We start from the raw sequence: 24,396 nt of genomic DNA, 5'->3' as shown, positions 1-24,396 counted from the left end.
GCTCCGGCGCGTGGAGCTTTGCCGGAATGCAGGGGGCGGGAGCGCCCGGGGGCTCCGGGGGGCGGCGCGTCGCCGAGCTCAGGGCTGCTTCTTCGGACCGACGAGGCTGCGGAGGACGGCGCGGGCGACCTCGGCCCCCGTCGCGTCGCGCAGGCTCACCGGGATATCGTACTCCCTGCGCTCGCTGGTCTCCGGGAGGGGGCACTCGCAGACGGCGCGGATCGTCCCGCGGGCCTTCTTCACGTACTCGATCGAGAGGCCCGCGACGATGAACCGGGCATCATCGGGCAGCGCATAAGACAGCGCCGTGTTGCCGGTGAGCTCGGCGAGGTTGACGAGCGCGACGGCGTGCACCGAGCGGAGGTGGTTGCGCAGCCCCGGCCGGTCGCGCATCGACACCTCCGCGCGGCCGCGCTCGAGGACCTCGACCTCGGCGCGGATCGTCCCCGTGTAGGGGGCCATCGAGCCGATGAGCCGGCTGAACAGGCGCTTGCCCCCTGGCAAGGGGCTCAGCTTGTCCCAGACGTCGCGGATGGTGTTGCGGCGCGAGGTCGCCGCGAGCGATGCGAGTGAGAAGTCGGTGAGCTTCATGCGCTGGATCCGCGGGGCGGGGGCGGCAGCCTGCCTCGAGTCGCGCGCGGGCGCACCCGGAATCCCCGGCCAGCCGGTGCGTCCCGGCGCCTCCTCAGAGCCGCAACCTGGGTGCAGAACGATTCATTCTCCGTATGAATTGTACTTGAGAATGACATTCGAAATTCGGATGGGACCGGAGCGCCCGCGCGCCCCGTTCTCGCGAGGATTTCGCGGCATTTCCGGCCTCCAGGCGCCCGCGAGCGGCCGTCCGGCCCCCCGTCCGTCGCGCGTGGCCTGCCTCGGCCGGCAATCTCGCGTCCGTGCCCGGAACTGGACTTGTGTATGACAAGACCTCGACGCCCGGGCCAAGGCGGTCCACCCGAGAAAGAGCGCGCTTTCGAGCTTCTCTTTCGTGAGAAAACATCCGCGCTCGTAGGGCGCTGGTTGACGGGCCTGGGGGTCCCGCTGCGCGATCGCAAGGACCTCGCGCAGGAGGTCCTGTTCGCGGCGTACCTGAGCTTCAACAAATACAATCCCGAGATCTCCCGGCCCGAGCGCTGGCTGAACAGGATCACGGTCCACACGGCCTCGCACTACCTGCAGAAGGCCCAGCACCGCTACGAAGAGCTCCTGCCCGACGAGGAGATCCCTCCCCTCGTCGACCCCGCCAAGACCTCGGAAGAGCTGCTGATCTCGGATCAGGAGCGGCTCGTCGTGCTGGAGCTCATGCAACAGCTCGACGCCGATGCGCACTGGATCCTGGTCGGGCACGATCTCCACAGCACTCCGATGGCGGATCTCGCGCAGCAGCGCGGCATTCCGCTGTCCACGGCGTACAAGTGGCGCGCGCGCGCCCTCCGCCTGTTCCACGACATCGTCGTGAAGCGCCGGCGCGAGGACCGGAAGAGGGAGGGCTCGCGCCTCGTGCTGCCCCTGGATCTGGCGGCGCTCCTCGCCACCGCGCGGATCTCGCCGCGCGTGCCCGACGACGTCCGGGTCTCGATCCTCCGCGGCGTGCAGGAGTCGGTGGGGGCGCTCAAGGCGGGCAGCGCCGGGAATGCCGTCGGCGGCGTCGGCCAGGCGCTGAGCGACGCCGCGACGTGGCTCAAGGGCCTCGTGAAGCTCGTCCAGGCGCCGGCCCTGGGCGCCGCGCGCCTCGTCGCCGCGCCCGCCGCGGCCACGGCGGCGGCGGCCACGGGGGCGGCCTGGCTCGCGCTCCAGGCCCCAGAGCCGCCGCCTCCGCCGGAGGTGAGGCACGTCGTGCCCGCCCTCGTCGCCGCCATGCCGCCGCGCCGGCCCGCCGAGCCGCCGGCGCCGCTCGTCGAGCCGCCGGCGCCGCCGGAGGCCCCGGCGCCCGTCGAGGCGCCGCGGCGGAGCCCCCCGGCCCAGCGGCGCGCGCGCGTGCCGGCGCCCGACCGGGGGGAGCGCGCGCCGGCGCCGGTCGCGGCCGAGACGATCGAGAAGCTCAAGATCGAGATCGACGGGCCCGGCAGCAACCACGACATCGCCCTGTTCGACGCGGTCACCGAGGCGCTGCAGGCGCGCGATCCGGACCGGGCGATCGCGGCGCTCCAGCGCTACGAGCGCGAGATGCCGAACAGCCTCTTCGCGTCGGAGCGCAAGGTGCTCTGGATCCGGGCGTTCGTGATCGCGAGGCGCTACCCCGAGGCGCGCGCCCTGCTCGAGGAGGCGCGGCTCGATACCGTGATCGATCCGCGGTTGATCAAGGAGCTGGAGACGATCCTGAACCGCCGGTGAGCGGGCGGCCGGCCGCCGCGCGCCCCGCGCCGCGGCGGCTCGGCTCAGTCGCCGGCGTAGGTGCCGAAGCTCGCCCGGCCGCTCGTGGAGACCTGCGGGGCGGCCTGGCCCACCTGCACGACCGCGGACACGAACGCGGCGGGCTTGAGCCCCTCGTCGGGCCCCGCCTCGTTGGTGATGTACTCCAGCCCGAGCCCCGCCAGGAAGCCGAACGACGTGGTGTTGCCGCCCGAGCCGAGGATGGGGATCGTCGGCGCGACGCCGACGTAGCCGAGGAGGCCGACCCGCCCCTCGCCGAGCGTCTGCACGAAGCCGCCGAGCTGCGCCGCGATCGGGAAGGCCCGGCGCTCCACCGGGTCATAGCGGTCGATCGCGAGCGCGACGCCGACGGCGCTGAGCACGCTCCGCGTGACGAGGGGCTTCTCCACCCACGGCGCGCGGGTGACCTGCAGCGTCGCCAGCATCGCCGGGACGGTGAGGTACGCGCGGAAGCAGGTCCCCGCGGCCTCGAGCGTCTGGAAGTTGTCCTCGCCGCACAGCGGGACCGAGTGGATCGCCACCGATCCGACGAGGCGCCGGGCGCGCTCCGGCTCGCCGGGCTCGTTCGAGCGCAGCGAGCTCGCGACGCGGCCCGCGTCGGAGACGAGCACCACCTTGCCCTGCGGGCTCAGCGGATCGCTGTAGACGGCCAGCCGGAGCCGCGCGTCCCCGTCGAAGTCCTCCGCGAGCGGCGGGAGCGGGAACTCCGCGCTGCTCGGCGTGACGATCCACGTGCCGTTCTGGAGGAGCTCGATCGGCGTGCCGCCCCGCATCTGATCGGTGCGCGTCAGCGAGACGTAGAGCGCGAGCGGCGCGACGAGCCGGTGCTTGGCCTGGCCCGTCAGCCGGATCCGGCAGTTGCCCAGCCGGAGCGGCGCCGGCGAGATGACGACCGCGCCGTGCGCGAGCGGTTGCGGCCCGGGGCGCGATGGATCCACGTCGGGCGCCCGGCGAGGAGGCGGCAGCGCGGGCGGCTGCGGGGCCTGCGCCGCCGCGCCGGGCTGCGCCGTCGGACCTGCCTGCGCCGCCGTCGGGGGCCGCCGGCCGGCGCCTGCGCCGCCCTGGACTTGTCCGGCCGCGCGGGGAGGGGTTCGGCCGCCCGGCGGGGCAGGGGACGGCGCCCGCGGCCCGGGCGAACGGGCGCTCCCGGGCGGCGGGATGCTCCCGGCATCGGTGCGGGGCGCGATCGGCGTGGGGCCGCAGTCGACCTTCAGGTCGTCGGCGAGCGGATCGGGGAAGAGGAGCCGCGCGGGGTTCGACTCGACAAGGTTCTCGAGCGGCGGGACGGTGACCCGGTACGTCGCGTTGACGACGTTGCCCGCCGCGGGCGCGTGGAGGTTGAAGGCGGTGACCCGGAGCCAGCCGCCGCCCGGGAAGACGCGGAGGATCTTGCCATCGGGGCGCCCGCAGCCGCCCGAGGCGACCTCGAGGACCGGCACGGTGAACGTGCGCTGGAACGGCTGTACCCGCGCGTTGCCGCAGCTGTCGACGATGGCGAGGTAGTGGAAATCGGCCATCTCCGACTGCTTCGGCCACTGCATGCCCAGCGTGAGCTCGCCCGCGTCGGCCGGCGGCGGCTCGGGCCGGCCGTCGCGGCAGACGTCCACGCGCTCGGGTGATAGCGGCGACGGCGCGGCGGGGGCGGACGGCGCGCCCACGGGAGACCGCGGGGTGTCGGCGACCGGGCGGTAGGCGCAGACGTGCCGGTACGAGCGGCGGCCGAGCAGCACCGGGTCGAAGTCGAGCAGGCGCTGGCCGTCCTCGGTGAGCCGCCCCCACACCGTGAGCGGCAGGGGCAGCGTCGGGGTCTGGAGCTTGATCGAGCGCAGCATCTGGTCGCCGATCGGGCTCTGCCCGGGATCGCCGGTCTGCGCGGCGCAGCCGCCGCCGCTGCACAGCCAGCGACCGCCGCGGCGCGCGGCCTCGATCGGGACCGGATCGGTGTCGCGGACGCTCATCCAGACGCGGCGCGCGTCCGGGAAGATCTCCGGCCCGCCGGCCGACGACGCGGCGGCGCTGGCCGTGCCCGCCGGCGCGCGCACGACCTGCAGGCTGCCGCCGAAGTCGGCGGGGACGGCCATCGGCGCCGCGTCGGTCGGGCGCCTCAGGGTGGTGGCCGGCTCCGGCGTCTCTTCTTCGGTCTCCCCGGTCTCCGTCTCGGGATCGTCCTGCGCCGGCGCGGTGGCGGGCGCGGCGATCGCGAGCGCGAGCGCCACGGCCGACAGGAACATGGCGGATCTGCGTGCGCTCACGGCGAGCCTCCCCCTCCTCCGGCGCCCGGCTCAGGCTCCGGCTCTGTCTCCGTTTCGGTGTCCGCGTCCGGCTCTGGCTCCGGCGTGACCCTGATGGGCTCGGAGGAACACTCCGGGCTCGCGAGCAGGCGGGGCGTCACACGGAGCGTGGTCGTCCCCGGCGCGACCGCGACGCCCTGGATGATCGTCGCCTCGCTGTCCTCGCCGCGCAGGGTCACGGAGGCCTCGCCGAGCGCGATCACCTGGTCGTCACCGACGGTCAGGTCGACGGGGACGGCGATGCGCACGCGCTCGGCGTTGTAGGCGCTCACCTCGAAGAGATCGCCGGGCGTCCCCGCGGCGACGACGCTCCGGAGGGCGCGCACGCGGAGCAGGCGCGGCTCGGGGTCGACGGTGAGCGAGGGGATCGGCTCGAGCGCCTTCTGCCCTGAGCTCACGGCGATCTTCACCTCGCCGCCGAGATCGCTGAAGCACAGGATGAAGGGCGGGCTCTCCCCGGTCGCGCCGAGCAGCACGCGCAGGCGTGAGGTCCGCTCGAGGCAATCGGGGGTGAGCGAGAGGGCGGCCTCGCTGTGCAGCGACTCGATGATCACGGGCGCGTGCTCCACGACGCCCGGCGCGTCCAGAGGAGGCGACGCGCGGACGCGCGCCTCGCGCGCCCGGATCGCGCCCGGCCGCCAGGTGGCGCCGAGATCGTCCGGCAGGGGGCCGATCGTGCACATGAGGGGGACGTAGGTCGCGAGGACCCTGTCGCTGTCGCCGAGGCCCCCCGCGATGAGCGCGAAGTTGGTGGCGTCCTCCGGCAAGCCTGCGGGGAGGACCGTGATCGGGAGCTCCTCGGTGCGGTCGGCCCACGAGACGACGAGCCGCGCCTCGCCGGACCAGTCGCCCTCCGAGGCGGCGGTGAAGCGGGCGTAGCCCTGGGTTCCGGCGGTGCAGCGGAACGCGCCGTCCTTCACGCCGCACGAGGCCCCATTTTCCTGGTCGCGTTCCACGGGGTGCAGCGCGAGCGCCTCGCTCGGGACGGCGCGGACCTCGACGTAGCCGCCGTACGCCGGCTCGTTCGCCTCGGTGAGCTTGAGCGAGACCGCGGTGTGCCAGGGGCTCTGGCGGGGCAGCACCGGCTTGCCCGCCTCGTCGAGCGTGTCGGCGGCGAACAGCGGCCCGGCGACGTCGGCGCGGAGCTCGACCTGCCCGCTCCCGGCGAGCGGGTAGCCGCGCTCGATGCACGCCGAGGCGAGCGAGGCGAGGAGGAGCGCGCCGGCGACCGCCGCGAGGAGCGGCGCACTCCGTCGGCGCGGGCGGCGCGGGCGAGCTTTCGCGTGGAGCGCGCGCGGCGCGCGCGGGCAGGAGAGGGGCACGGCCGGCCGGGGCGCGCTCACTTCTGGTAGATCTCGGTGTACTCGGTCCCGAGCGGGTGGCGGTGCCAGGCGTAGGCGCTCTGCGGGAACCCGCTCTCGTCGGTGTAGTCGCAAGGGCCGAGCTCCCATTCGGTGTGCCAGACGCTCGCGCCCGTCGCGGGGTCGACGGACATCCCATGGGCGGTCACGTCGCTCTCCGGCTCGGCCGGGTCGTGCACGACGCGCGTGGCCTCGTCGAGGTAGCGCTCGAGGACCGCGACGGGGATGCGCGCCACGCGCTTGCCGGGCATCGGGATGAGGAACACGTCGCTCTTGTCAACGGTGCTGGTCATGGAGCTCTCTCCTGGCGAGCAGCGGGGGGCGGCGTTCCGGGCCGCGGAGCGCCGGCTCCGTGGCCGCGGGTCGCGCCGGAGCGCGGGCTCTCGCTGGTGCTCGGCGCCATCCCTCCAACGCGGCGCCGAGCATACCTGCTTCCCGCAACGCGAGGGAGCGCTTCGCGCGGCGCATGTCAGGGAGGCGATGTCTGCAGCGGCGTGCCGGGCGGCAGCTCCTTGAGGTCGGTGACGAGCGACGTCGGGTACCGCTCCCAGTCGACGACGAACGTGAACTCGATGGTGTCGTCGAGCGCCAGGCCATCGAGCGACACCTCTCGGGCGACGCCGAACGGCATCGCCATCGAGGCCATGCCCTTCTTGCGGCCGTCGCGGCTCACGAAGTCGGGGATCGGCTCGTGATGGATGAGCAAGACCCGCTGACCGTCTGGATGCGCGATGTTGCGGAGCACGCCCCGGCTGTGATAGCGGGCGCCGTCCTCGCCTCCGCCGCGGCAGGCGAGGACGGTCATCAGCGGGGCGAGCGCGAGCCTCGCGAGCGCGCGTCGGGGCGGCGTCACGGGTGGACCGGCGGCAGCTGGCTGACCTCGGCGGGCGCGCGGGGCGCGACGCCGATGCCGGGGCGCTTTTCTTGCGGGAGCATCCAGAGGATCTGCTCCAGCATGACGTCGGGGTTCGTCAGGCAGGGGCACGCGGCCCACTGCTGGTGAGCCACGTTCCCGTACAGGACCACGCCGATATGCGACGATGCGCTCCCGTCGATCTCCGGATCGGGGTCGACGAAGCCGAGCTTGCGCCGCACGAGCTCGAGATCGCTGGCGCTCCCTGTCAGGAAGAGCCAGCCTGGCTTGACGCCGTGGGCCGCCGCGTACGTGCGCAGCACGTCGGGCGTGTCTTCTTCGGGCTTGAGGGTGAACGAGTACATGAAGACGTCGCGGCCGACCGCGCCCCCGAGCCTGTTTTGCACCCTGCGCAGGTTGGCGGTGGTGCCCGGGCAGATCCCCTCGCAGCGCGCATACATGAAGTTGATGACGACGACTTTGTCCTTGAGGAGGTCGTCATAGAGGCGAACCTCCTTTCCCTCGTGGGTGCGCAGCGTCACGTCGGGAAAGTAGTCGGCGCCGAAGCCGCCCGGGCTCGGCGCGAAGCGCGCCGCCGCCCGCGGCTTCGCAGGGAGCCCCTCGCTCGCCATGACATAGGCCGCCGGGGCGAGCGCGCACAGCGCATACAGGCCCCAGCGGAGCATCCGGACACGGTTCGACATACGGCGTCTCCGGCTCCGGTCAGGGGATGATGTCCCAGCGGAGCATCATCGCGTGGTCCTCGTGGAGCGTGTTGTGACAGTGCATCACGTAACGCCCGACATAGTCGCGGAACCGCAGGAAGATCTGGATCTCTGAGCCCGTGAGTCGACCCACGTCGATGACGTCCTTCCGTCCGGCGAGGCGCGGCGGCGGTGGCGCGCCGTCGATGCTGAGGATCCGGAACTCTTCGTGGTGAATGTGGAGCGGGTGCGACCATCCGCCCGACGAGTTTCTCAGGGTCCAGATCTCGGCGGTGCCTCGGGTCGGGTTCGCCCGGACGACGTTCGGGTCGTAGAACTGGCCGTTGATGGCCCACGCGCCGTTCGTTCGCTCCAGCTCCCAGGTGCGCGTCGCGGCGACCTCGCTCAGGGTGACAGGCGGCAGCTGGCGCAGCGTGGCGGGCACCTGGCTCGGGTCGGGGGCGTTGCGGTCGACCTCGAAGCGCAGGACGGCATTGCCCTGTCCTGCGGGCAGGATGTCTTCATCCGGCCCGCGCCCGTCGTCCTGCTCCTGGCGGTTCTCGAGGATGATCTTGTCGCCTATGGCCGTGTTCGTGAAATCGATGATGACGTCGACCCGCTCTGCCACGGCGAGCAGCACGCTCTGCGCGGTGATGGGCGCCGGCAGCAGGTTGCCGTCGCTCGAGATGATCTTGAAGCTGGCCCCGTTGCTCAGAAAGAACCGGTAGTAACGCGACGGCCCGCCGTTGAGCAGGCGGAATCGGTACTTCCGCCGGGCCACCTTGAAGAATGGCTGAACCTTGCCATTGACGAGGAACTTGTCGCCCAGGATGCCGTCGAAGTTGAACATATCGAAGTAGATCTGGCCGTCCTCGTCGAAGACCCGATCGGTGAACAGGAGCGGCACGTCGTACTCGCCGCTCGGGAGCCGGAGCGCCGTCGGGCTCGTGTCTCCCTCGTCGCCCGAGTCGACGTCGTCGAAGAGCAGATAGAAGCCGGCGAGGCCACGGTAGACGTTCTGCGACGTGAAATCGGCGCGGTGGTCGTGGTACCAGAGCGTGCCGAGCGCCTCGCGCGGGTCGCCGAGCGGGAAGTACGCGGGCGTGTCGAAGCCGGCGTACGCGTTGATGTAATGGTGATCCTTGAACAGGCCCGTGGCGTAGAAATCGTTGGGGAAGCCGTCGCTCGGCGGCGCCGTGTGCAGGTTGTGCAGGTGGGTCGAGACCTCGGGCCGGCCGAAACCTGAGTGCGCCGAGAGCGCCGGCAATTCGTTGCGAAAGCGCACGGAGATCGGCTCGCCATAACGCGCCATGATCGTCGTGCCCGGCAGCGTGCCGCCCCAACCCCACGCCGTGTTCAAGGGCAGCTCAGGGTGGTAGCTGTGCTGGAACACCTGGGCCCGGAGCTCATGCTTCTTCTGGGGCAAGAAGCGGGTCCAGAACGGGTGCGCCGCCCGCGGCGCCTCCCCGGTCACGGCGAGCTCCGCCGGCGCCGGCGTCAAGGTGACGTTGGAGGCAGCGGGCGGAACGACCAGCGGCTGAGACCAAGGCGTCGTGGGCGGGCTCTCGGGCTCGTCGCTGGCGCGCGCGCTCAGCCCGCTCTTGGTGACCAGGTAACCGCTGCCCGCCATGAGCCCCATCTTGACGAGATCGCGCCGGGTGAGCCCGGCCTGGATGAGCTCCTGTCGGTTCCTCCGGGCGGTGACGGCCAGCTTGCTAGGTTTGTATTTCAGCAGTCGCATCCATTTCTCCTGAGCGGATGACACGAGCGATCCACGCGCTGCCGCAGATCCCGGCCAGGCGCGGCGATGACGGGCCAGGAGCGCGCAGCGGCGCACGCCCGGCGGCCGAGCGCGGGCCCGCCAGCGTGCGAATGCGATCGCCCCGCCTCCTCGTGATTCGACGCTTTGAAGCGCGCGCTTCCTATACCGCCAATCGATGCTCCTGGAGAAGCGTTATTCGCAATCTGATTGCAGATAACATTCAAGTGACACAAGTGTGCGGCGCTGATGAAATGACGCGATGCGTTGCTGTGGGACTTGCGCCGATCCGAAGGAACGGCTTTGCCCAAGCCGGTCTCCGCCGCGGAGACCACGTGAGAGCCCCGGGCGAACATGCCGAGCGGGAGCTCGGGCGCCGCTCTCTCTCCCGAGGACACCCGCGGACATGTCACGGTGGGACGGAAGCCGCCGATGGCGGGGCGTTGGCGCCCCCTGTGGTAAGCTGCCGCCGCCGTGGCCCCTCCCGAGCTCGTCCCGGTCGCGGCCGCCTCATGCTCTCTCCGGATTGCCCGCTCGTCCTTGGTGGCCGCTACCGTCTCCTGAGCGAGATCGGCCGCGGCGGCGCGGGCGTGGTGTACATGGCTGACGACCTCGACGGAGGCGGTCAGGTCGCGGTGAAGGTCCTGCTCCGGACGCACGCGGCCGGCACGGCGGCAGCCTCCCGGTTCGAGCGCGAGATCCGGGCCATGCGGCTCCTCGACGCGCCCGGGTTCGTGCGCATGCTCGACGCCGGCTTCGCCCGCGAGCTCGACGACGCCCCCTTCCTGGTGATGGAGCTGCTCCGGGGGCACGACCTGGAGCAGCTCGTCATCACCCAGGGCAGGCGCTCGCCCGGCGAGGTGCAGCGCTGGCTCGGCGAGGTCGCCGAGACCCTCGAGCTCGCCCACACTCGGGGCCTCTCCCACCGCGATCTCAAGCCCGCGAACCTCTTCCTCGCGATCGGCGACGACGGGCGGGAGCGCGTGAAGATCCTCGACCTCGGCCTGGTCAAGGCGGTCGACCCGGGCGCGCTCGGCGCGTCGGGCGGGATCACCGCCACGGGCACGGCGATCGGCACGCCCATCTACATGGCCCCCGAGCAGGCGCGCGGGCGCTCGGACCAGATCGGGCCCGCCGCGGACATATGGGCGATCGGCCTCATCGCCGTCCGCCTCCTGACCGGCGACATCTACTGGACCGCGAACAGCATGGCCGAGCTGATGGCGGCGCTCCTCGTGATGCGGCTCTACCCGCCGTCGACGCGCTGGCGGTGGCTCCCGCCCGCGTTCGACGCGTGGTTCTTGCGGTCGTGCGACCGCGACCCGGCCGGGCGTTTCCCTTCGGTCCGCCAGCAGAGCCTCGCGCTGCGCGCAGCGCTGGAGGGCTCCTCGGCGGCCGCCGAGCCGCCCGGCGCCGGCCTGCCAGCGTCGCCCGGGGGCGGCGTGCCCGTGGACATGCTCAGCACCGACACCATCGAGCTCGCAGGCACGGTCGAGGCCCCGCCCCAGGCGCTCCCCGGCGGCGCGCACCGCGACTCGGACCGCTTCTTGCCGCCGCTCGGCCCCCACGGCACCTCGCCGCCCGGCCTCCACGGCGCTCCGCCGCTCGGCCCCCACGGCACCTCGCCGGCCGGCACCTCGCCGGCCGGCACCTCGCCGCCGCTCGGTTCCTACAGCACGCCGCCGCGCGGCACCTCGCCGCCGCCGCCCGGCTCCTACAGCACGCCGCCGCTCGGCCTGTTCGGCTCGCCGGAGGCCGAGCGGCCGCGCCACAACCTGCCGGTCCAGCGCACGCCGTTCGTGGGCCGCGCCCGCGAGCGCGCCGAGATCGCCGCGCTCCTGCTCGAACCCAACGCCGGCCTGCTCACGCTCACCGGCGTCGGCGGCACCGGCAAGACCCGGCTCGCGCTCCAGGTCGCCGAGGAGCTCGTCCCCGCGTTCCCCGGCGGCGTCTGCTTCGTGCCCCTCGCATCGCTGCGCGAGGCGGCGCTGGTGCCCTCGGCGATCGCGCAGGCGCTCTGCCTCGGTGAGGGCGGCGCGCGGCCGGAGCTCGAGCGCGTTGTCCAGTTCCTCCGCGACCGCCGCCTGCTGCTCCTGCTCGACAACCTCGAGCACCTGACGGCCGCGGCGCCGGCGATCGCGCACCTCGCCGCGAGCTGTCCGCACCTCTCGCTCCTCGTGACGAGCCGCGCCGCGCTGAACCTCTCGGGCGAGCGGCGCTACGTCGTGCCGCCGCTGGAGGTGCCAGAGCCGCGCGAGGTCACGGTCTCTGCCGCGCTGGCGAGCTCGGCGGTGAGCCTGTTCTGCCGCCGTGCCGCCGCGATCAAGCCCGGCTTCCAGCTCGGCCCCGACAACGCCGCGGAGATCGTGGAGATCTGCGCGCGCCTCGACGGCCTGCCGCTCGCGATCGAGCTCGCCGCGTCGCGCCTCCGGGTCCTCACCCCCGCGGCGCTGCTCTCGCGCTTCGGCGACCGCGGGGCCGCCGGGCGCGCCTCCGCGCCCGCGGGCTCATTCCGCCTGCTCACGGGCGGCGCGCGCGATCTGCCCGAGCGCCAGCAGACCATGCGCGCCGCCATCGACTGGAGCTACGGCCTCCTCGATCCGGAGGAGCAGCTCGCCTTCCGCACGCTCGCCGTGTTCGCGGGCGGCTTCTCCCTGGCCATGGCGGACCAGCTGTGCGCCTTCCGCGATCCGGCGCTCGACACGCTCGGGATCCTCGAATCGCTGATCGACAAGAGCCTCCTGCTCCAGGTCGCGGGCGAGGAGCCGCGGTTCCAGATGCTCACGATCCTCCGCGAGTACGGCCTCGATCGGCTCGTGGAGGAGGGCGCCGCCGAGGCGTGCAACCGGCGGTTCGTGGAGCTCTCGCTGGAGCTCGCCGATCGCGCGGCCGAGGCGCTCCGCGGGCCCGAGCAGGCCGCGTGGCTCGCGGCGCTCGATCTCGAGCACGACAACCTCCGCCTCGCCCTGGAGCTCGCGCTCGCGGGCGCCGACGCGGGCGCCGCGGTGCGCCTCGCCGCCGCGCTCTCGCGGTTCTGGTACATCCACGGGCACTACCAGGAAGGCCGCGCGTGGCTGGGCCGGGCGCTCGCGGGCGCCGCGGGCGTGGCGCCCGAGCACGTGGCCTCGGCGCTCCGGGGCGCGGGGAGGCTCGCGCTCCTCCAGTGCGACTACCGCGAGGCGCGCGCGCTGCTCGAGCGGGGCGCGACGCTCTACCGCGAGCTCGGGGACGAGGGCGGGCTCGCCTCGGTGATCCAGATCCTCGGGAGCGTCGCCCGCGAGCAGGGCGACTACGAGCGCGCGCTGACGCTGCACGGCGAGAGCCTCGCGCTGGCCACGCGCCGCGGCGACACGCTCGAGGCGGCGCGCGCGCTCGGCTATTCGGGCTTCGCGGCGTGGCTCTCGGGCGACACAGCGCGCGCGGAGGGCGCGTGCCGCCTCGCCCTGCCGGAGCTCCGCCGCGCGGGCGATCGTGAGGGGACCGCGACGGCGCTGCTCTACCTCGGCTGCGCGGCGCTCTACCGCGGGGAGCTCGGCGAGGCGGTCCGCCTCTGCGAGGAGAGCGAGGGCCTGTCGCGGCAGGTCAAATTCAAGGAGGGGATCGCCTGGACGAGCAACATCCTGGGCCTCATCGCGATCGAGCGCGGCGATCTCGCCCTCGCGGAGCGGCGCCTGCGGGCGAGCCTGCGGCTGCACCGGGAGCTCGGCGATCTCTGGCGCTCCGCGAGCGTCCTGGAGGCGCTGGCGCGCGCGTCGGTGCGGGCGGGTAAAGCGGAGCGCGGCGCGCGCCTGCTCGGCGGCGCCGCGGCGCTCCGCGAGGCCATCGGCACGCCGGTGCCGCCCATCGAGCTGCCGGCGCTCGAGGCGTGCGTCGAGGCCGCGCGCGCGGCGCTGGGAGAGGCGGTCGACAATGCGCGCTTCCTCGAGGGCCGGGGCGCTGGGCTCGACGCGACGATCGCGGCGGCGCTCTCGGAGTGAGCCCGTTCGCGTCGCGTGAGGGAACAGGTCTTCAACATGAGTGAACGGGGCGGATCGAGCAGGATTTCGCGCCCTGGAAACAGTGCGGTTCGCTTCCGTTGTCGAGCGCGCTGTGCTCGATAGTGGATATGAAGAGCGCACGATGGTTGTTCGCAGGGGTGGTTGCAATGATGCTGGCCTTGCCCGCATGCTCCGATGACGAGCAGGAAGGCTCGGGCGGCAGCACGGGAGAGGGCGGTGGCGGCAGCGCGGGAGAGGGGGGTGGTGGTAGCGCGGGAGAGGGCGGCGGCGGCAGCACGGGAGAGGGCGGCGGCGGGACAGGTGGATTCACGGTCACCGGACCGATCACCGGGGAGACGGCTCCAGAGGACGCCGTGGTGGCCGTCGTCTGGGTGGTGAGCTCGTCCAGCCCCGACTACGGCTTCAACTTCGGCGATGGAAGCGTCTCCGGCGCGACGTTCACCGTCGGCTTCGGGTCGGCGCCGCCGCGCGAGGCGATCAACAGCAACGGTGTCGGCATGGGCTTCGTCATGCTCCTCGCGCCGGGCACCCAGATGTCCGAGGGCGAGATCGACTCCGATGCGCTCGATGCAGCGCTCCTCGGGGTGAGCTCGCGACACGTCATCGTCTGGCACGAGATCTCCGGCCAGGGATTCGGCTGGTCCGAGAGCTTCCCGGCCGGCTTCGGCTGCGGCAAGTGCGTCGCGGCGCCGCAGGGCGAGGGGTTCGACTCCTACGAGCCGGTCGACTGCTCTGAAGTGGAAGTTCAGGTCGCATCGGACCCGGATTCGCTCGAGTTCTGCAACTGGACCTGACGTCGCGACCCTGAGGCATCCCCTCAAATTCTTCGGAAAATTCACAGGGAGGCGGGGAGGCGGGGAGGGAAATCTTCAAATACTCCCTGTCTCCCCGCCTCCCTTTTTAAATTTATTTTCCCTGAAAAGGGCTGCAAAATAAGGGGATTCCTTAGGTCGCGGCCTGCTCGCGGCGCGCTTCGCCGCCGGAAGATCCCGCCTCTTCAGGAGGCCTCTCGCCCGCGCAGGCGCGGCGTGGCGACTCCGGTCGTTCACCGCGCGCCTGAGCCTTCTCCCGCCGTCCCGCTCCGCCCCGCGGCCCGGCCGAGGCGCTCGGCCAGGCGGCGGAGCTGCTCGATGAGCTCCTCGGGCTCGTGCACCTCGAACTCGAACCCCATGAACCCGAGGTGGAACGCGAGCGCATCGAGGCTCCCGCCGCCGGTGTGGACCACACAGCGGTCCGGCGCCAGCGCCTCGATGCGCCCCGCCACGCCCGAGAGCCGCTCCGAGACGGCCTGCGCGGGGGCGTGCACGGTCACGCGCGCGCGGATCGGGTAGGCGTCCGTGGAGACCGATTTCGACACGTAGGCGGCCACGTCCTCCGCGGGCAGCGGGCGCGGCTTGAAGCGGCCCGCGGCCTTCGGCCTGCCCTGGATGCGATCGACGCGGAACGTCCGCCAGGCGTCTCGGTGGAGATCGTACGCGAGCAGGTACCAGCGGCGGCTCGTGTGCACGAGCCGGTACGGCTCGACGGCGCGCGTGCTCGCGGCGCCGCTGTGGCTGCTGTAGTCGAAGCGCAGGACCTCGGCGTCGCGGCACGCGTTCGCCATGGCGGCGAGCGCGTCCGCGTCGACGGTGGGGCCGCCGTCACCCAGCCGCACGCTCACGGCGCCCAGCGCGGTCACCTTGCGCCGGAGCCGCTTGGGGAGCACCTGCTCGAGCTTCCCGAGCGCGCGGACCGACGCCTCCTCCAGCCCCCTCACGGGTCCGGTCGCCGCCGCGCGCAGCCCCACGGCGACGGCGACGGCCTCGTCGTCCTCGAGCGGCAGCGGCGGCAGCTCCTTCCCGGCGCCGAGCTGGTATCCGCCGCCGATGCCGGTGGCCGCGTGGACCGGGTACCCGAGGCTCCGGAGCCGGTCCACGTCGCGCCGGACGCTGCGCTCGGTGATCGCGAGCTCGCGGGCCAGCTCGCCGCCCGTCCAGAAGCGCCGGGATTGCAGCAGCGACAGGAGCCTCAGCAGCCGCGCGGACGTCTGGACCATGTGCCGCCTCTCTCCTTGCGGACCGAATCTGTCCGCAATCCAGTCTAGCTTCCTCTCATCCCGCGGGCGAGGCGCCCGAAGGCGCGTCTCGACGAGCCCTACGGCCCCCGCCCCCAATCCCTGGAGCCACCGCCCATGAGCAACGCCGCTACCGAGCACACAACGACGACCCCCGGCCTCCGGACCTACAAGGGCAGCTGCGCTTGCCGCGCCGTCCGCTTCGAGGCCGACTTGGACCCGAGCGCCGGGACGGGGCAGTGCAACTGCACGATCTGCGCGAAGACAAGGTGGTGGGGCATCATCGTGAAGCCGAGCGCCGTCCGTCTGCTCGCCGGCGAGGAGGTCCTCGGCGACCACTCGCGATCGGAGGCCGGCCATGCCCGGTTCTGCAAGACCTGCGGCGTCCGCGTGTTCGCGCACGGGCACCTCCCGATGCTCGGCGGCGATTACTGCTCCGTGAACCTGAACTGCCTCGACGACGCGGACCTCACCGGCGTTCCGGTGGCGTACCTCGACGGGCTCCACAACACGTGGGCGCCGATCGGCTCCACGACGTACGTCAGTCCGTTCTCCGCCGCCAAGGGGGCTTGAGCCGGAGCACGCCGCGGTTCGGCCTCGCCGCCGCGATGGCGACGGCGCTCTCGGTGTGAGCGGCGCTCAGCGCCCGCCGGCGTCGTCGGGGAGCCCGTCGAGCAGCGGAACGAGCACCCTGGCGTCGATCGGCTTGACGAGGTGCAGCCGGAAGCCCGCTGCGTCGCTGCTGCGCTTGTCGCTGTCCTGGCCGTAACCGCTCAGGGCGATCAGGATCGGCGGGGCGTCCTGGAGGCGCGTGTGGAGCTCGCGCCCGAGCGTGTAGCCATCCATCACGGGCAAGCCGATGTCGAGGATGGCGACCTGGGGCCGGAAAGCGTCCACGAGCGACAGCGCGCGTGACGCGTCGTGCGCGATGCGCACCTCGTGGCCGCTCTTGCTCAACATCTCGGCGATCAGCTCGGCGCCGTCTCGGTTGTCGTCCACGACAAGGACGCGCCGGCGCCGCGTCTGCGGCGGCCGCGATTGAGGTGGGCGAGCCTCGGGCGCCGCCGAGGGCGGGGCCGCCGCCGCCGGGAGACGCACCGTGAACTCGCTGCCTCGACCGACGCCGGCGCTCTTCGCGCTCACGACGCCCCCGTGCATCATCGTCAGCGTTCGCACGAGGGACAGCCCGAGACCGAGCCCGCCCAGGGCTCGGTCCGAGCCACGCTCTCCTTGCACGAACATCTCGAACACGTGGGGCAGCAGGTTCGAATCGATACCCTCGCCGTCGTCCCGGACGCGCAGCACGACGTCGCCGCCCTCGCGGCGGGCGGTCACCTCGATGTGGCCTCCGGGCGGGGTGTAGCGCGCGGCGTTCGTGAGCAGGTTGTTGACCACCTGGGTGAGGCGGACCTCGTCGCCCTCGATCGCGAGGCCCTCGGTGGGCACCGACAAGGTGAGCGTGTGCCTTCGCTGCGCCAGGAGCGGCTCCGTCGCCTCGACCGCCTGCTCCACGACCCTCGCCAGCTCGAGCCACTTCTTCGAGAGCGTGACCTTGCCGCGCGCCACCCGCGCGACGTCGAGCAGGTCGTCGACGAGCCGTATCAGGTGCTGCGCCTGGCGCGCGATCACCTCGCGTTCGCGCGGCGTCGCGACGTTGCCGCGCAGCTCCATCAGCTGGACCGCCGTGAGGATGGGGGCGAGCGGATTGCGGAGCTCGTGCGACAGGAGCGCCAGGAACTCGTCCTTCTGGCGCGCCACCTCGTGGAGCTGGGCCTCTGTCTCCTTGAGCCGCGTCACGTCGACGAGCGCGCCGATAGCGCCCCGCGGCTCGCCGCTCGGCTCGCGCAGCGTCACCGCCCCGCCGTACAGGTGGATCGCGCGCCCGTCCGGGAACTCGAGCACGATCTCGTGGTGCTTCACGTCGTCGCCGCGCGCCGCCCGCTGGAGGGGCAGCTCCCCCGGGGGCACGTTCACGCCGTCGACCAGCACCTTGAACCTGCGATCGTCTCCCGCGCCCAGGGCCGTCTGTGCCAGGTTCTGCCCCGGATCGCTCCCGAGGAGCGCGTGCAAGGCGCGGTTGCCGTGCAGCTCCTGGCAGCCAGGGTCGCGGGCGACGAGCACCGCGGCCGGCACGGCATCCATGAGGACCGAGAGATCGTCCGCGCGCGCTCGCGCGAGCGCTTCGGCCTCCTTTCGATCATGCATGTCGAACACGGCGGCCACCCATCGCGTGACCTTGCCGTCGTCGCCCCGAATTGGCGCCACCCGGCCGAGGTGGAAGCGATAGACACCCGCCCGGGTGCGGAGCCTGTATTCCATCTCGCAGGTGCTGGAGGTGGAGAGGGCCTCGGCGAAGCTCCGCTGCACGTGCTCCCGATCGTCGGGGTGCACGGCGGCGAGCGCGCCCTTGTCCCGGAGCGACTCCTCGCGACCGAGGCCGGTGAGCTCCGTCCATCGATCGTTGACCCAATCCAGGCGTCCCTCGGCGTCGCACGTCCAGATGATCTGAGGCAGCGCGTTGGCGAGCTTCCTGTAGTCCCCTTGATCGCCGTCGTCAGAGCTCATATTCCCTCGCCTTCCTCGACGCGTGGGACCGGCCTTTCACGCCCAGATGACCTCCGACCAGGACAATCTCGTTCGTCTCGGGCGGCTTGATCGGCGTGCGGACGGGCATGATAAGGCCACTTATCATTTGTAGGACCGACAGACAATCATCGCATCTTCAATGCCCGCCCCGGCGAAGGCACGGGCGCGCGGGGGCTCGAATGCGTGCGTGCCGGAGGCGTCGGGTATGCGCACCTTGGGCGGATTCGCCGCGCTCGGCGTGCCAGCGGAGGACGGCGGCGGAGCGACGAGCCACCGCGAGCTCCGCGGTGCGCACGCGATCGCGACGGATCGCCGCCGCCCTTGGTTCTTGGTTACGGGGAGGTCGCTTTGACGGCGGCGTTGATGATCGCGTCCAGGTCCACGGCGTTCGCCATCGCCTGGTACCCGGCGTCGTTCGGGTGCAGCTTGTCCGCGTCGTACGCCGGGAGAAGGCGGCTCGGATCGGCCGGATCGCGCAGGGCCTTGTCGAAGTCGATCACCCCGTCGAAGGCGCCGCTCGTGCGGATCCAGGTGTTCAGCTTCTGCCGCTCCTGCTCGCCCTTGGCCGTCCCGTAGTCGCCCTTGTAGGTGCCGTTTGAGCCGGCGAACGGCACCAGGGTGCCGCCGTAGATCTTGAGCCCGGCGGCGCGGGCAGACTGGATGATCTGCTGGATCGCCGGGATCAGATCCGCTGCCTTGGCGGAGCGATCGCCGATGTCGTTGATGCCTGCGAGCAAGATGATCGCGCGGGCGCCGGGCTGGGTCAGCACGTCGCGCGCGATGCGGGCAGGGACCGGATACCCGAACTGGAGCTGGGGACGGACGGTGAGCAGCTCGTTCCCGATGATCCCGGCGTTCGCCACGGCGAGGGTCGGCCCCTTCCGGCTGGCGAGGCGCTGCGCGAGGTAATCGGGGTAGCGATGGTTATCGTTCTTGGTCGACAGATATCCATCCGTGATCGAATCACCGAGCGTGATCAGGGTGCCGACGACGTCCGGCGAGGCCTTGACGTCGACGCCTGACACCGCCATCCAGCACGAGATCTTCCGTGTGAACTGCTTGTCGGCGCCGTTCCCTGTCTGGTTGCCCGAAGCGAGGAAGTTGTCCTGCGCCGCAAAGTAGTGTTGCGTGATCGGTCCTGTCTTGACCGGGAGGTAGACGTTCACCGCCAGCGTCTGCAGCGGCGGGACCTTCAGCGCCACGGGGTCGCTCACCGCCTCGCCGCCCGCGGCGATGACGATCGATGTCTGGCCTCCGAAGCGCAGCGGCAGTGAGCTCCCCGCGACCGTGGCGGCTCCGCCCGCCGAGAGCGCGACCGACGCCGAGCCCACCTTGAGCGGCTCGCCGCCGCCGGCGTTGGAGATGCGCACGCGCACCGAGCTCCCGCCGGCGCTCACGCGGACGATGTTCCGGACCGTCTGGTCGGCGAGGCCGACATCCGAGGGACAATCCTGCGAGTTGAACGTGCCGCCGGGCGTCGGGCTGCTGTGCCATCCAGCGACCCATCGCCCCTCAGGCGCCTTGTCGGCGGCCAGCGCGGGGCGCCCCAGCGCGGCGGTCATCAGCGTGATCACCGCGGCGAGGAGGGGAATTCGCGGTGAGCGACCGTGCTTCGGCTTGGGCGACTCGAGCAAGGAGCGCAGGGCGCCACGGCGCCCTGCGGTGATTCCGTGAGGTCTCTGGTTCTTTGCCATCGGTTCTCTCCGAGTTGTTCGCGCGGAACGCGGAAAAATCGCCTGGCTCTCGGGGGCTGCGCGCTCGTTTCGCCCGAGTCTGTCCTCGAATCTGCACAGGCTGAATCGTCGCTTTCGCCATGGGTGCGCCCGGGGGCAGGATGCCAGCGCGGGGCGAAGGAAATGCAAACGTTTCGGAGGAGTCAAGCCCGGGCTGCGCGCTGCTTTGCGTGGACCGCGTATTTTTCTACGAACCGGCCTCCCTTCCGGGAAGCTGGCCGTGGGGCCGGCGCCGCCGTTTCACGGGTGGTCCAAGGCGTGGCGCAGCCCGTCGAGCGATGCGGTGAACATGTCGTCGCTCACGTCGATGCCTGTCGCGGTGGGCAAGATCTCGGCGAACATCAGCTCGGCCTCCCGCAAGTCGCAGACCTTGTGCGGGTATCGCTGGCGGGCGACGAGGGAGAGCCCTGTCACGACGCTGCGCACCGCCGCCGCTCGGAAGCCTGTTCCTTCGACGACGACCGCCGAGCACCTGGTGAACGCGCTCGCGTCCGCGAGGAAGGCCGAGAGCGCATCGCGCACATGTCCCGGGGGCAACGACGCCCGGCTCTCGATGATGGTGAGCAGCCCTATGCCGCGCGGATGCTGCTTTGCGAACTCCGTGCACGAGTCGCCTATGCGACGCACGCCGTCATCGGTCGTCTCCTGGCGCCAGATGATGCAGAAGATCTGGCGCCAGCTCGCCAAGACGTAGTCCGGTTGCTTGACGATCAGCTGCCACGGTTCGAGGAGCGAAGTCGTGCCGGCGTCAGGGCGGGGGGCCTCCGTGGGGATCGTCTCCTCTGTGTCGCCGAGCTCCCCTTGCACGACGGTGGTCGCGGGCGGCCGGTGAGCGCCGTTCACCGCATCGACCATCGGCAGCGTCGCCGCCATCGTGGCGCGGGTCGCCGCGCTGACGGGGACCAGGAGCTCGTCGCGGAGGGCAAAGCCGTCGGGCAGGAGCGGGCGGATGGCGTCGAGCATCGCCGCCGCGCTGGAGAATCGCTCGCCAGCGTCGCGCCTGAGCGCGCCATGCACCACGGCCGCCGCCTCCGGCGGGATCCAGGGCGCGAGCGCCTGGATGGAGCGCGGCGGCTGCGAGCAGATCGCGATGATCAAGTCACCGAAGCCGGCGATGTGCTCGTACGGGAGCTTCCCCGCGAGCGCGCGATAGAGCACCATGCCGAGCGACCAGAGATCGGTCCGGTGGTCGATGTCGCTGAGTCCCCGGGCCTGCTCGGGCGACATGTAGAGCGGCGAGCCAAGGATCCCGCCGGTATGGGTGAGGCCCGAGGTCGGGCCGTCCTGGCTCGGCTCTGGCTTGATCTTGGCGATCCCGAAATCGAGGATCTTGACGACGAGCCCGCCCTCCCTGCGCCGGGCGAGGAAGAGGTTGGCCGGCTTGATGTCCCGGTGCACGACGCGCGCTTCGTGCGCCTTCTGGAGGCCTATGCAGGCCTGCGCCGCGATCCGAAGGGCGGTGTCGGGCTCGAGGCTGCCGATCCTGTCGAACAGCTGCTGGAGGTCTTCGCCTTCCAGGAGCTCCATGACGATGTAGGGCGCCTTGGTCTCCGAATCCGTTCCTGCGTCGAGCACCCGGACCATGTGATCGGTATCGATTGCACCCATGGCCTTCGCCTCGCGGTGGAAGCGCGCCGTGCTTCTCCTGCCCGGAGCCAGGGATGCACTCATGCACTTCAGCGCCACATACCCACCGGCCTCGACGTGCTCGGCCTCGTAGACGGCGCCCATCCCCCCTTGCCCGAGCAAGCGGATGACCCGGTACTTGCCGTCGTAGAGGTGTCCGATCAAGGCATCGAGAGCGTAGAGGAGGCGGGCGGCCCGGCGCAACATCGCTCCGCCCTGGCCAGGTCCGCGTCCGCTGACCTTGCTGCTCTACAGCGGCTCCTGCTTCCTTGTACATCCACGTTCAAATCCAGGCCGACAGAACGCCTGCGGCGCACCGGCACGGCGAGTCGCCGAGATGGGCGTGGGCTCCCTGCGGCCGGTCGGCTTGCACCGTGGGGGCGTCCTGGCCCTGCGAGGCCGCGTCGGGGAGGTCGTCGGGGCGCTGCCGGCCGCGTGTGGCCGTCGACCGACGACCGGGGACGACGCGGGGCGAGGCGAGGCGAGGCGGGAGAGGCGCGAAGGGGCGGCCGGCGCGCGAGGAATGCGCCCCAGCGCATTTGCGTTGAATTTGCTGTGGCGCGGTGCGGTAATCGCCCAAGGAGCCCCCCGGATGCTCGGGGGACGCGGCTCGCAGGCATCAGCATGGACAGGGACGCGTGACGGGCGGACGAGACAGCGGCGGGGACCTTCCGGCGGGCGAGAGCGTCCCGCCCGCGCCGGTCGAGCCGGGCGGCTGCGAGGGCGCGCCCGGGGCCGAGCTGCGGTCGGTCGCGGCGGGCGGCGCCACGCTCTGGCTCACGCAGGCGCCCGGGTTCTCGCTGTGGCGAGGCGAGGTGGCCGCGCCGGATCGGCTGCGGATCGAGGGGCGCGACGGCTACCTCCACGAGCTCCGGCTCGAGCCGGTCGGCGCGCTGCGGCTCGGCCGCGTGGAGCGCGTGGGCGACGAGCGGAACGAGCTCGTCTACCCCGACGTGGCGTCGCGGCTGGCGGCCTCGCTGCGCCACGACGGCGTGCGCTGGTGGCTGCGCCGCCGCGAGGAGTGCAGCGTGCCCGTGCAGGTCGGCGCGCGGCACCTGGCGCGCGGGGAGGAGTCGCCGCTCGTGCACGGCACCTTCGTCTGCGTCGGCGGCATGCGCGCGACGTTCTTCGACCGCCGCTACGCCGCGCTGTCGGTCCCTGCCGGGGCGGTGGACCCGGCGACGGGCCTGCTCGCGCGCGCCGGGCTGGAGCAGGAGTGCGCGTCGCTCCTCGCGCGGAAGGGCCAGGGCGCGCTCGTCTTGCTGCGGCCGATCGAGGCGGGCGCGCCCTCGCGCGCGGCGGCCGCGCTGGTCGCTGTGCACCGGCTGTGGCCGGATCTGCCGGTCGGCGACGCGGACGGCACGGCGGTGGTGCTCGTGCGGGGCGGCGCCGCGGAGGCGGCCGCCGCGGCCCGGCAGGCCCTGGAGGCCGCGGAGGCGGCGGGGCTCGGGGCGTTCGCGTGCGGCTACTTCACGGTCGCCGGCGAGGCGGACGTCGCCGGCCGCGAGGTCGAGCTCGGCCTGCACGCGATCGCGTCGCTCGCGGCGGAGCGCGAGCGGGGCGCCTCGCTGGCGGCGGAGCGCGAGCGCGGCGCGGCGGGCGCGGACGGCGCGTCCACCCCCGTGGCGGAGCTCCGCGATGGGGCGGCCAGCGCGCGCTTCGCAGCGCCGTTCGAGGTGCTCGAGGCGTCGCGGAGCGGGCGCCGGGCGACGATCCTGTTCGGCATCGAGGAGCAGAGCGCGCTCGGCGGCGTCGGGCCGCACGTCATCGGGGCGCTCGCGCAGGAGCTCGCGGCGGTCGTCGCGACCCACGCGGGCGCCGGCGCGCTGATCGCGCCGCTCGCGCACGGCGTCGTCGCCGCGTGTGTGCCCCGCAAGGCGGATCCGGCGGTGATGGCGAGCGCGGTGCAGTGCGACTGGCACGGCCGGCCGCCCATCCTGGACGGGAGGGTCGAGCACGCGCGGACCCTGTCGTGGGAGCTCCTGCACGACGCCGACGCGGGCGCGCGGGCGGCGGAGATCTCGCGCGAGTGCGGCGATCCGCACGGGGTGCTCTCGGCGCTGAGCGGCGGCCTGCCCTATCCCATCGCGGGGAGGGTGCGGGCGGCGATCGGGGCGTCGAGCGCGATCGAGCGGGTGAAGATGCTGTTCGACGTGCTCGAGGGCACGTGGCGCTTCATCGCGACGGTGCTCGTCTCGGCCTTCTTCAGCGGCGGCAGCGCGTCCCCGACCTCGGCGCGCAGCGGCGTCGCGAGCGGTCCGGGCGCGGGCGGTCCGGGCGCTGGCGGGGCGCCTCCCGGGTGGGGCGCGTTGCTCGATTTCCACGGCCGCACGCGCACGCGCGACGGCCTGGCGCTCGGCGCGTGGCGCGAGCTCGCGCGCACGGCGGCGCGGGCGTTCGGCGATCGCGACGATCCGATCGGCTCGATGGCGAGGGAGGTGCTCGACGTCAAGCTGTCGCACAACCAGACGTTCGAGACGCTCTCGAACCTGATGCAGGCCGAGCGCAACCAGTTCGCGCATGGCCACTACACCGAGGCGCGGGCGGCCGCCGATCTGCCCGACTTCGAGCAGATGACGCGCGCGCTCCTGCGGGCGCAGCGGCCGCTCTGCGCGTGGACGCTGGTGACGGTCGAGAAGACGGAGCCGGACCTTTACGGCGATCTCCAGACGGTGGAGTTCATCGATCACACGGGCCCGTACGCGTCCGGGACGCGGCGGCGCATCGGGCTGAACTCTCCTGTTCGCCTGTCGAACGTGGTCTATCTGGCCCGCTTCCGCGAGGGGCTGATGCTGCCGCTCGAGCCGATGGTGCGGCGGCTCGCGCCCGACGACCGGTTCGATCTCTACTGGATGGATCACCTGCCGCGGCCGGGGACATGCCATATGAGCGCGGTCGTCGCGGGCCGGGCGGTGAAGGCGCCTTGCGATCCGCGGCGCACGCCGCCGCTCCTGCGGGCGATGCTGGACGCCGCGGGCGGCTGAGGGGTTGAGCGCAGCGCGGTCGCGCAGCGCGCTTTGATGTCGGCCGCTCCTATCCACCGCGCGCGCCTCCGTGCGCGT

The 24,396-nt window shown here is 72.4% G+C and carries 16 protein-coding genes; 5 read left to right on the top strand and 11 right to left on the bottom strand.

All coding sequences use genetic code 11. The annotated features are described in order from the left end of the window. Nucleotides 1-78 precede the first annotated feature (78 nt). Nucleotides 79-591 carry a hotdog fold domain-containing protein gene (locus tag WME79_RS29260; protein ID WP_437521470.1) on the bottom strand — a complete coding sequence of 171 codons (513 nt, stop codon included), beginning with the start codon at nt 589-591 and terminating at the stop codon, nt 79-81. Between the two features lie 426 nt (nt 592-1,017). Between WME79_RS29260 and WME79_RS29255 the strand changes: the two genes are divergently transcribed. Further along, entirely contained in the window at nt 1,018-2,331 is a 1,314-nt protein-coding gene (locus WME79_RS29255) for an RNA polymerase sigma factor (protein WP_437521468.1), read from the top strand. A gap of 44 nt (nt 2,332-2,375) precedes the next feature. On the opposite strand, the gene WME79_RS29250 is transcribed toward WME79_RS29255, so the two are convergent. The 6 genes from WME79_RS29250 to WME79_RS29225 all read right to left on the bottom strand — a co-directional run bounded on the left by WME79_RS29250 (nt 2,376) and on the right by WME79_RS29225 (nt 9,320). Then, nucleotides 2,376-4,622 (bottom strand): hypothetical protein, encoded by a 2,247-nt coding sequence (locus tag WME79_RS29250; protein WP_437521465.1) that lies wholly within the window; start codon nt 4,620-4,622, stop codon nt 2,376-2,378. Further along, on the bottom strand, nt 4,619-6,004 hold the full coding sequence (locus WME79_RS29245) for a hypothetical protein (RefSeq protein WP_437521462.1): 1,386 nt from the start codon (nt 6,002-6,004) through the stop codon (nt 4,619-4,621). Before WME79_RS29245 ends, WME79_RS29250 begins: the two co-directional genes overlap by 4 nt. Continuing rightward, a complete protein-coding gene (locus tag WME79_RS29240) occupies nt 6,001-6,315 on the bottom strand; it encodes a hypothetical protein (RefSeq protein ID WP_012237857.1) in 315 nt (104 codons plus the stop codon). Before WME79_RS29240 ends, WME79_RS29245 begins: the two co-directional genes overlap by 4 nt. Before the next feature lie 176 nt (nt 6,316-6,491). Further along, nucleotides 6,492-6,875, bottom strand: a complete 384-nt coding sequence (locus tag WME79_RS29235) for a hypothetical protein (protein WP_437521459.1) — start codon at nt 6,873-6,875, stop codon at nt 6,492-6,494. Further along, on the bottom strand, nt 6,872-7,579 hold the full coding sequence (locus WME79_RS29230; protein WP_437521456.1) for an SCO family protein: 708 nt from the start codon (nt 7,577-7,579) through the stop codon (nt 6,872-6,874). Before WME79_RS29230 ends, WME79_RS29235 begins: the two co-directional genes overlap by 4 nt. A gap of 19 nt (nt 7,580-7,598) precedes the next feature. Next, nucleotides 7,599-9,320 carry a multicopper oxidase family protein gene (locus tag WME79_RS29225; RefSeq protein ID WP_437521453.1) on the bottom strand — a complete coding sequence of 574 codons (1,722 nt, stop codon included), beginning with the start codon at nt 9,318-9,320 and terminating at the stop codon, nt 7,599-7,601. A gap of 530 nt (nt 9,321-9,850) precedes the next feature. Between WME79_RS29225 and WME79_RS29220 the strand changes: the two genes are divergently transcribed. Next, the gene (locus WME79_RS29220; RefSeq protein ID WP_437521450.1) at nt 9,851-13,315 is read left to right on the top strand and encodes a protein kinase domain-containing protein; all 3,465 of its coding nucleotides are present in this window, start codon (nt 9,851-9,853) and stop codon (nt 13,313-13,315) included. A gap of 179 nt (nt 13,316-13,494) precedes the next feature. Then, on the top strand, nt 13,495-14,130 hold the full coding sequence (locus tag WME79_RS29215; RefSeq protein WP_437521447.1) for a hypothetical protein: 636 nt from the start codon (nt 13,495-13,497) through the stop codon (nt 14,128-14,130). A gap of 251 nt (nt 14,131-14,381) precedes the next feature. Here WME79_RS29215 and WME79_RS29210 read toward each other — a convergent pair whose 3' ends face one another. Then, nucleotides 14,382-15,371 (bottom strand): helix-turn-helix transcriptional regulator, encoded by a 990-nt coding sequence (locus WME79_RS29210; RefSeq protein ID WP_437521445.1) that lies wholly within the window; start codon nt 15,369-15,371, stop codon nt 14,382-14,384. A gap of 135 nt (nt 15,372-15,506) precedes the next feature. On the opposite strand from WME79_RS29210, the gene WME79_RS29205 reads away from it, so the two are divergent. Beyond that, the gene (locus WME79_RS29205) at nt 15,507-15,962 is read left to right on the top strand and encodes a GFA family protein (protein WP_437521442.1); all 456 of its coding nucleotides are present in this window, start codon (nt 15,507-15,509) and stop codon (nt 15,960-15,962) included. A 66-nt stretch (nt 15,963-16,028) separates the two neighbouring features. Here WME79_RS29205 and WME79_RS29200 read toward each other — a convergent pair whose 3' ends face one another. From WME79_RS29200 to WME79_RS29190, 3 genes are all read right to left on the bottom strand, one after another. Next, a complete protein-coding gene (locus WME79_RS29200) occupies nt 16,029-17,954 on the bottom strand; it encodes a PAS domain-containing hybrid sensor histidine kinase/response regulator (protein WP_437521439.1) in 1,926 nt (641 codons plus the stop codon). A gap of 353 nt (nt 17,955-18,307) precedes the next feature. Continuing rightward, nucleotides 18,308-19,669: an SGNH/GDSL hydrolase family protein gene (locus WME79_RS29195; RefSeq protein ID WP_437521437.1), complete on the bottom strand. Its 1,362-nt coding sequence runs from the start codon at nt 19,667-19,669 to the stop codon at nt 18,308-18,310. 279 nt (nt 19,670-19,948) lie between these two features. Continuing rightward, nucleotides 19,949-21,499, bottom strand: coding sequence for a serine/threonine protein kinase (locus tag WME79_RS29190; RefSeq protein ID WP_437521435.1), 1,551 nt, complete (start codon nt 21,497-21,499; stop codon nt 19,949-19,951). Between the two features lie 473 nt (nt 21,500-21,972). On the opposite strand from WME79_RS29190, the gene WME79_RS29185 reads away from it, so the two are divergent. Further along, nucleotides 21,973-24,318, top strand: a complete 2,346-nt coding sequence (locus WME79_RS29185) for a hypothetical protein (RefSeq protein WP_437521432.1) — start codon at nt 21,973-21,975, stop codon at nt 24,316-24,318. The last annotated feature ends 78 nt before the right edge of the window (nt 24,319-24,396 follow it).

The sequence above is a fragment of the Sorangium sp. So ce726 genome (genome assembly GCF_051521405.1).
Taxonomy (GTDB): domain Bacteria; phylum Myxococcota_A; class Polyangia; order Polyangiales; family Polyangiaceae; genus Sorangium.
The sequence above is the reverse complement of the archived record's forward strand: the minus strand, read 5'-3'. Positions and strand labels throughout refer to the sequence as shown.

What these genes read in the sequence shown, in the direction of transcription:
- WME79_RS29260 (WP_437521470.1), bottom strand. Translation starts at nt 591, where the DNA reads ATGAAGCTCACCGACTTCTCACTCGCATCGCTCGCGGCGACCTCGCGC.
- WME79_RS29240 (WP_012237857.1), bottom strand. Translation starts at nt 6,315, where the DNA reads ATGACCAGCACCGTTGACAAGAGCGACGTGTTCCTCATCCCGATGCCC.
- WME79_RS29230 (WP_437521456.1), bottom strand. Translation starts at nt 7,579, where the DNA reads ATGTCGAACCGTGTCCGGATGCTCCGCTGGGGCCTGTATGCGCTGTGC.
- WME79_RS29225 (WP_437521453.1), bottom strand. Translation starts at nt 9,320, where the DNA reads ATGCGACTGCTGAAATACAAACCTAGCAAGCTGGCCGTCACCGCCCGG.
- WME79_RS29220 (WP_437521450.1), top strand. Translation starts at nt 9,851, where the DNA reads ATGCTCTCTCCGGATTGCCCGCTCGTCCTTGGTGGCCGCTACCGTCTC.
- WME79_RS29210 (WP_437521445.1), bottom strand. Translation starts at nt 15,371, where the DNA reads ATGGTCCAGACGTCCGCGCGGCTGCTGAGGCTCCTGTCGCTGCTGCAA.
- WME79_RS29205 (WP_437521442.1), top strand. Translation starts at nt 15,507, where the DNA reads ATGAGCAACGCCGCTACCGAGCACACAACGACGACCCCCGGCCTCCGG.
- WME79_RS29200 (WP_437521439.1), bottom strand. Translation starts at nt 17,954, where the DNA reads ATGAGCTCTGACGACGGCGATCAAGGGGACTACAGGAAGCTCGCCAAC.
- WME79_RS29195 (WP_437521437.1), bottom strand. Translation starts at nt 19,669, where the DNA reads ATGGCAAAGAACCAGAGACCTCACGGAATCACCGCAGGGCGCCGTGGC.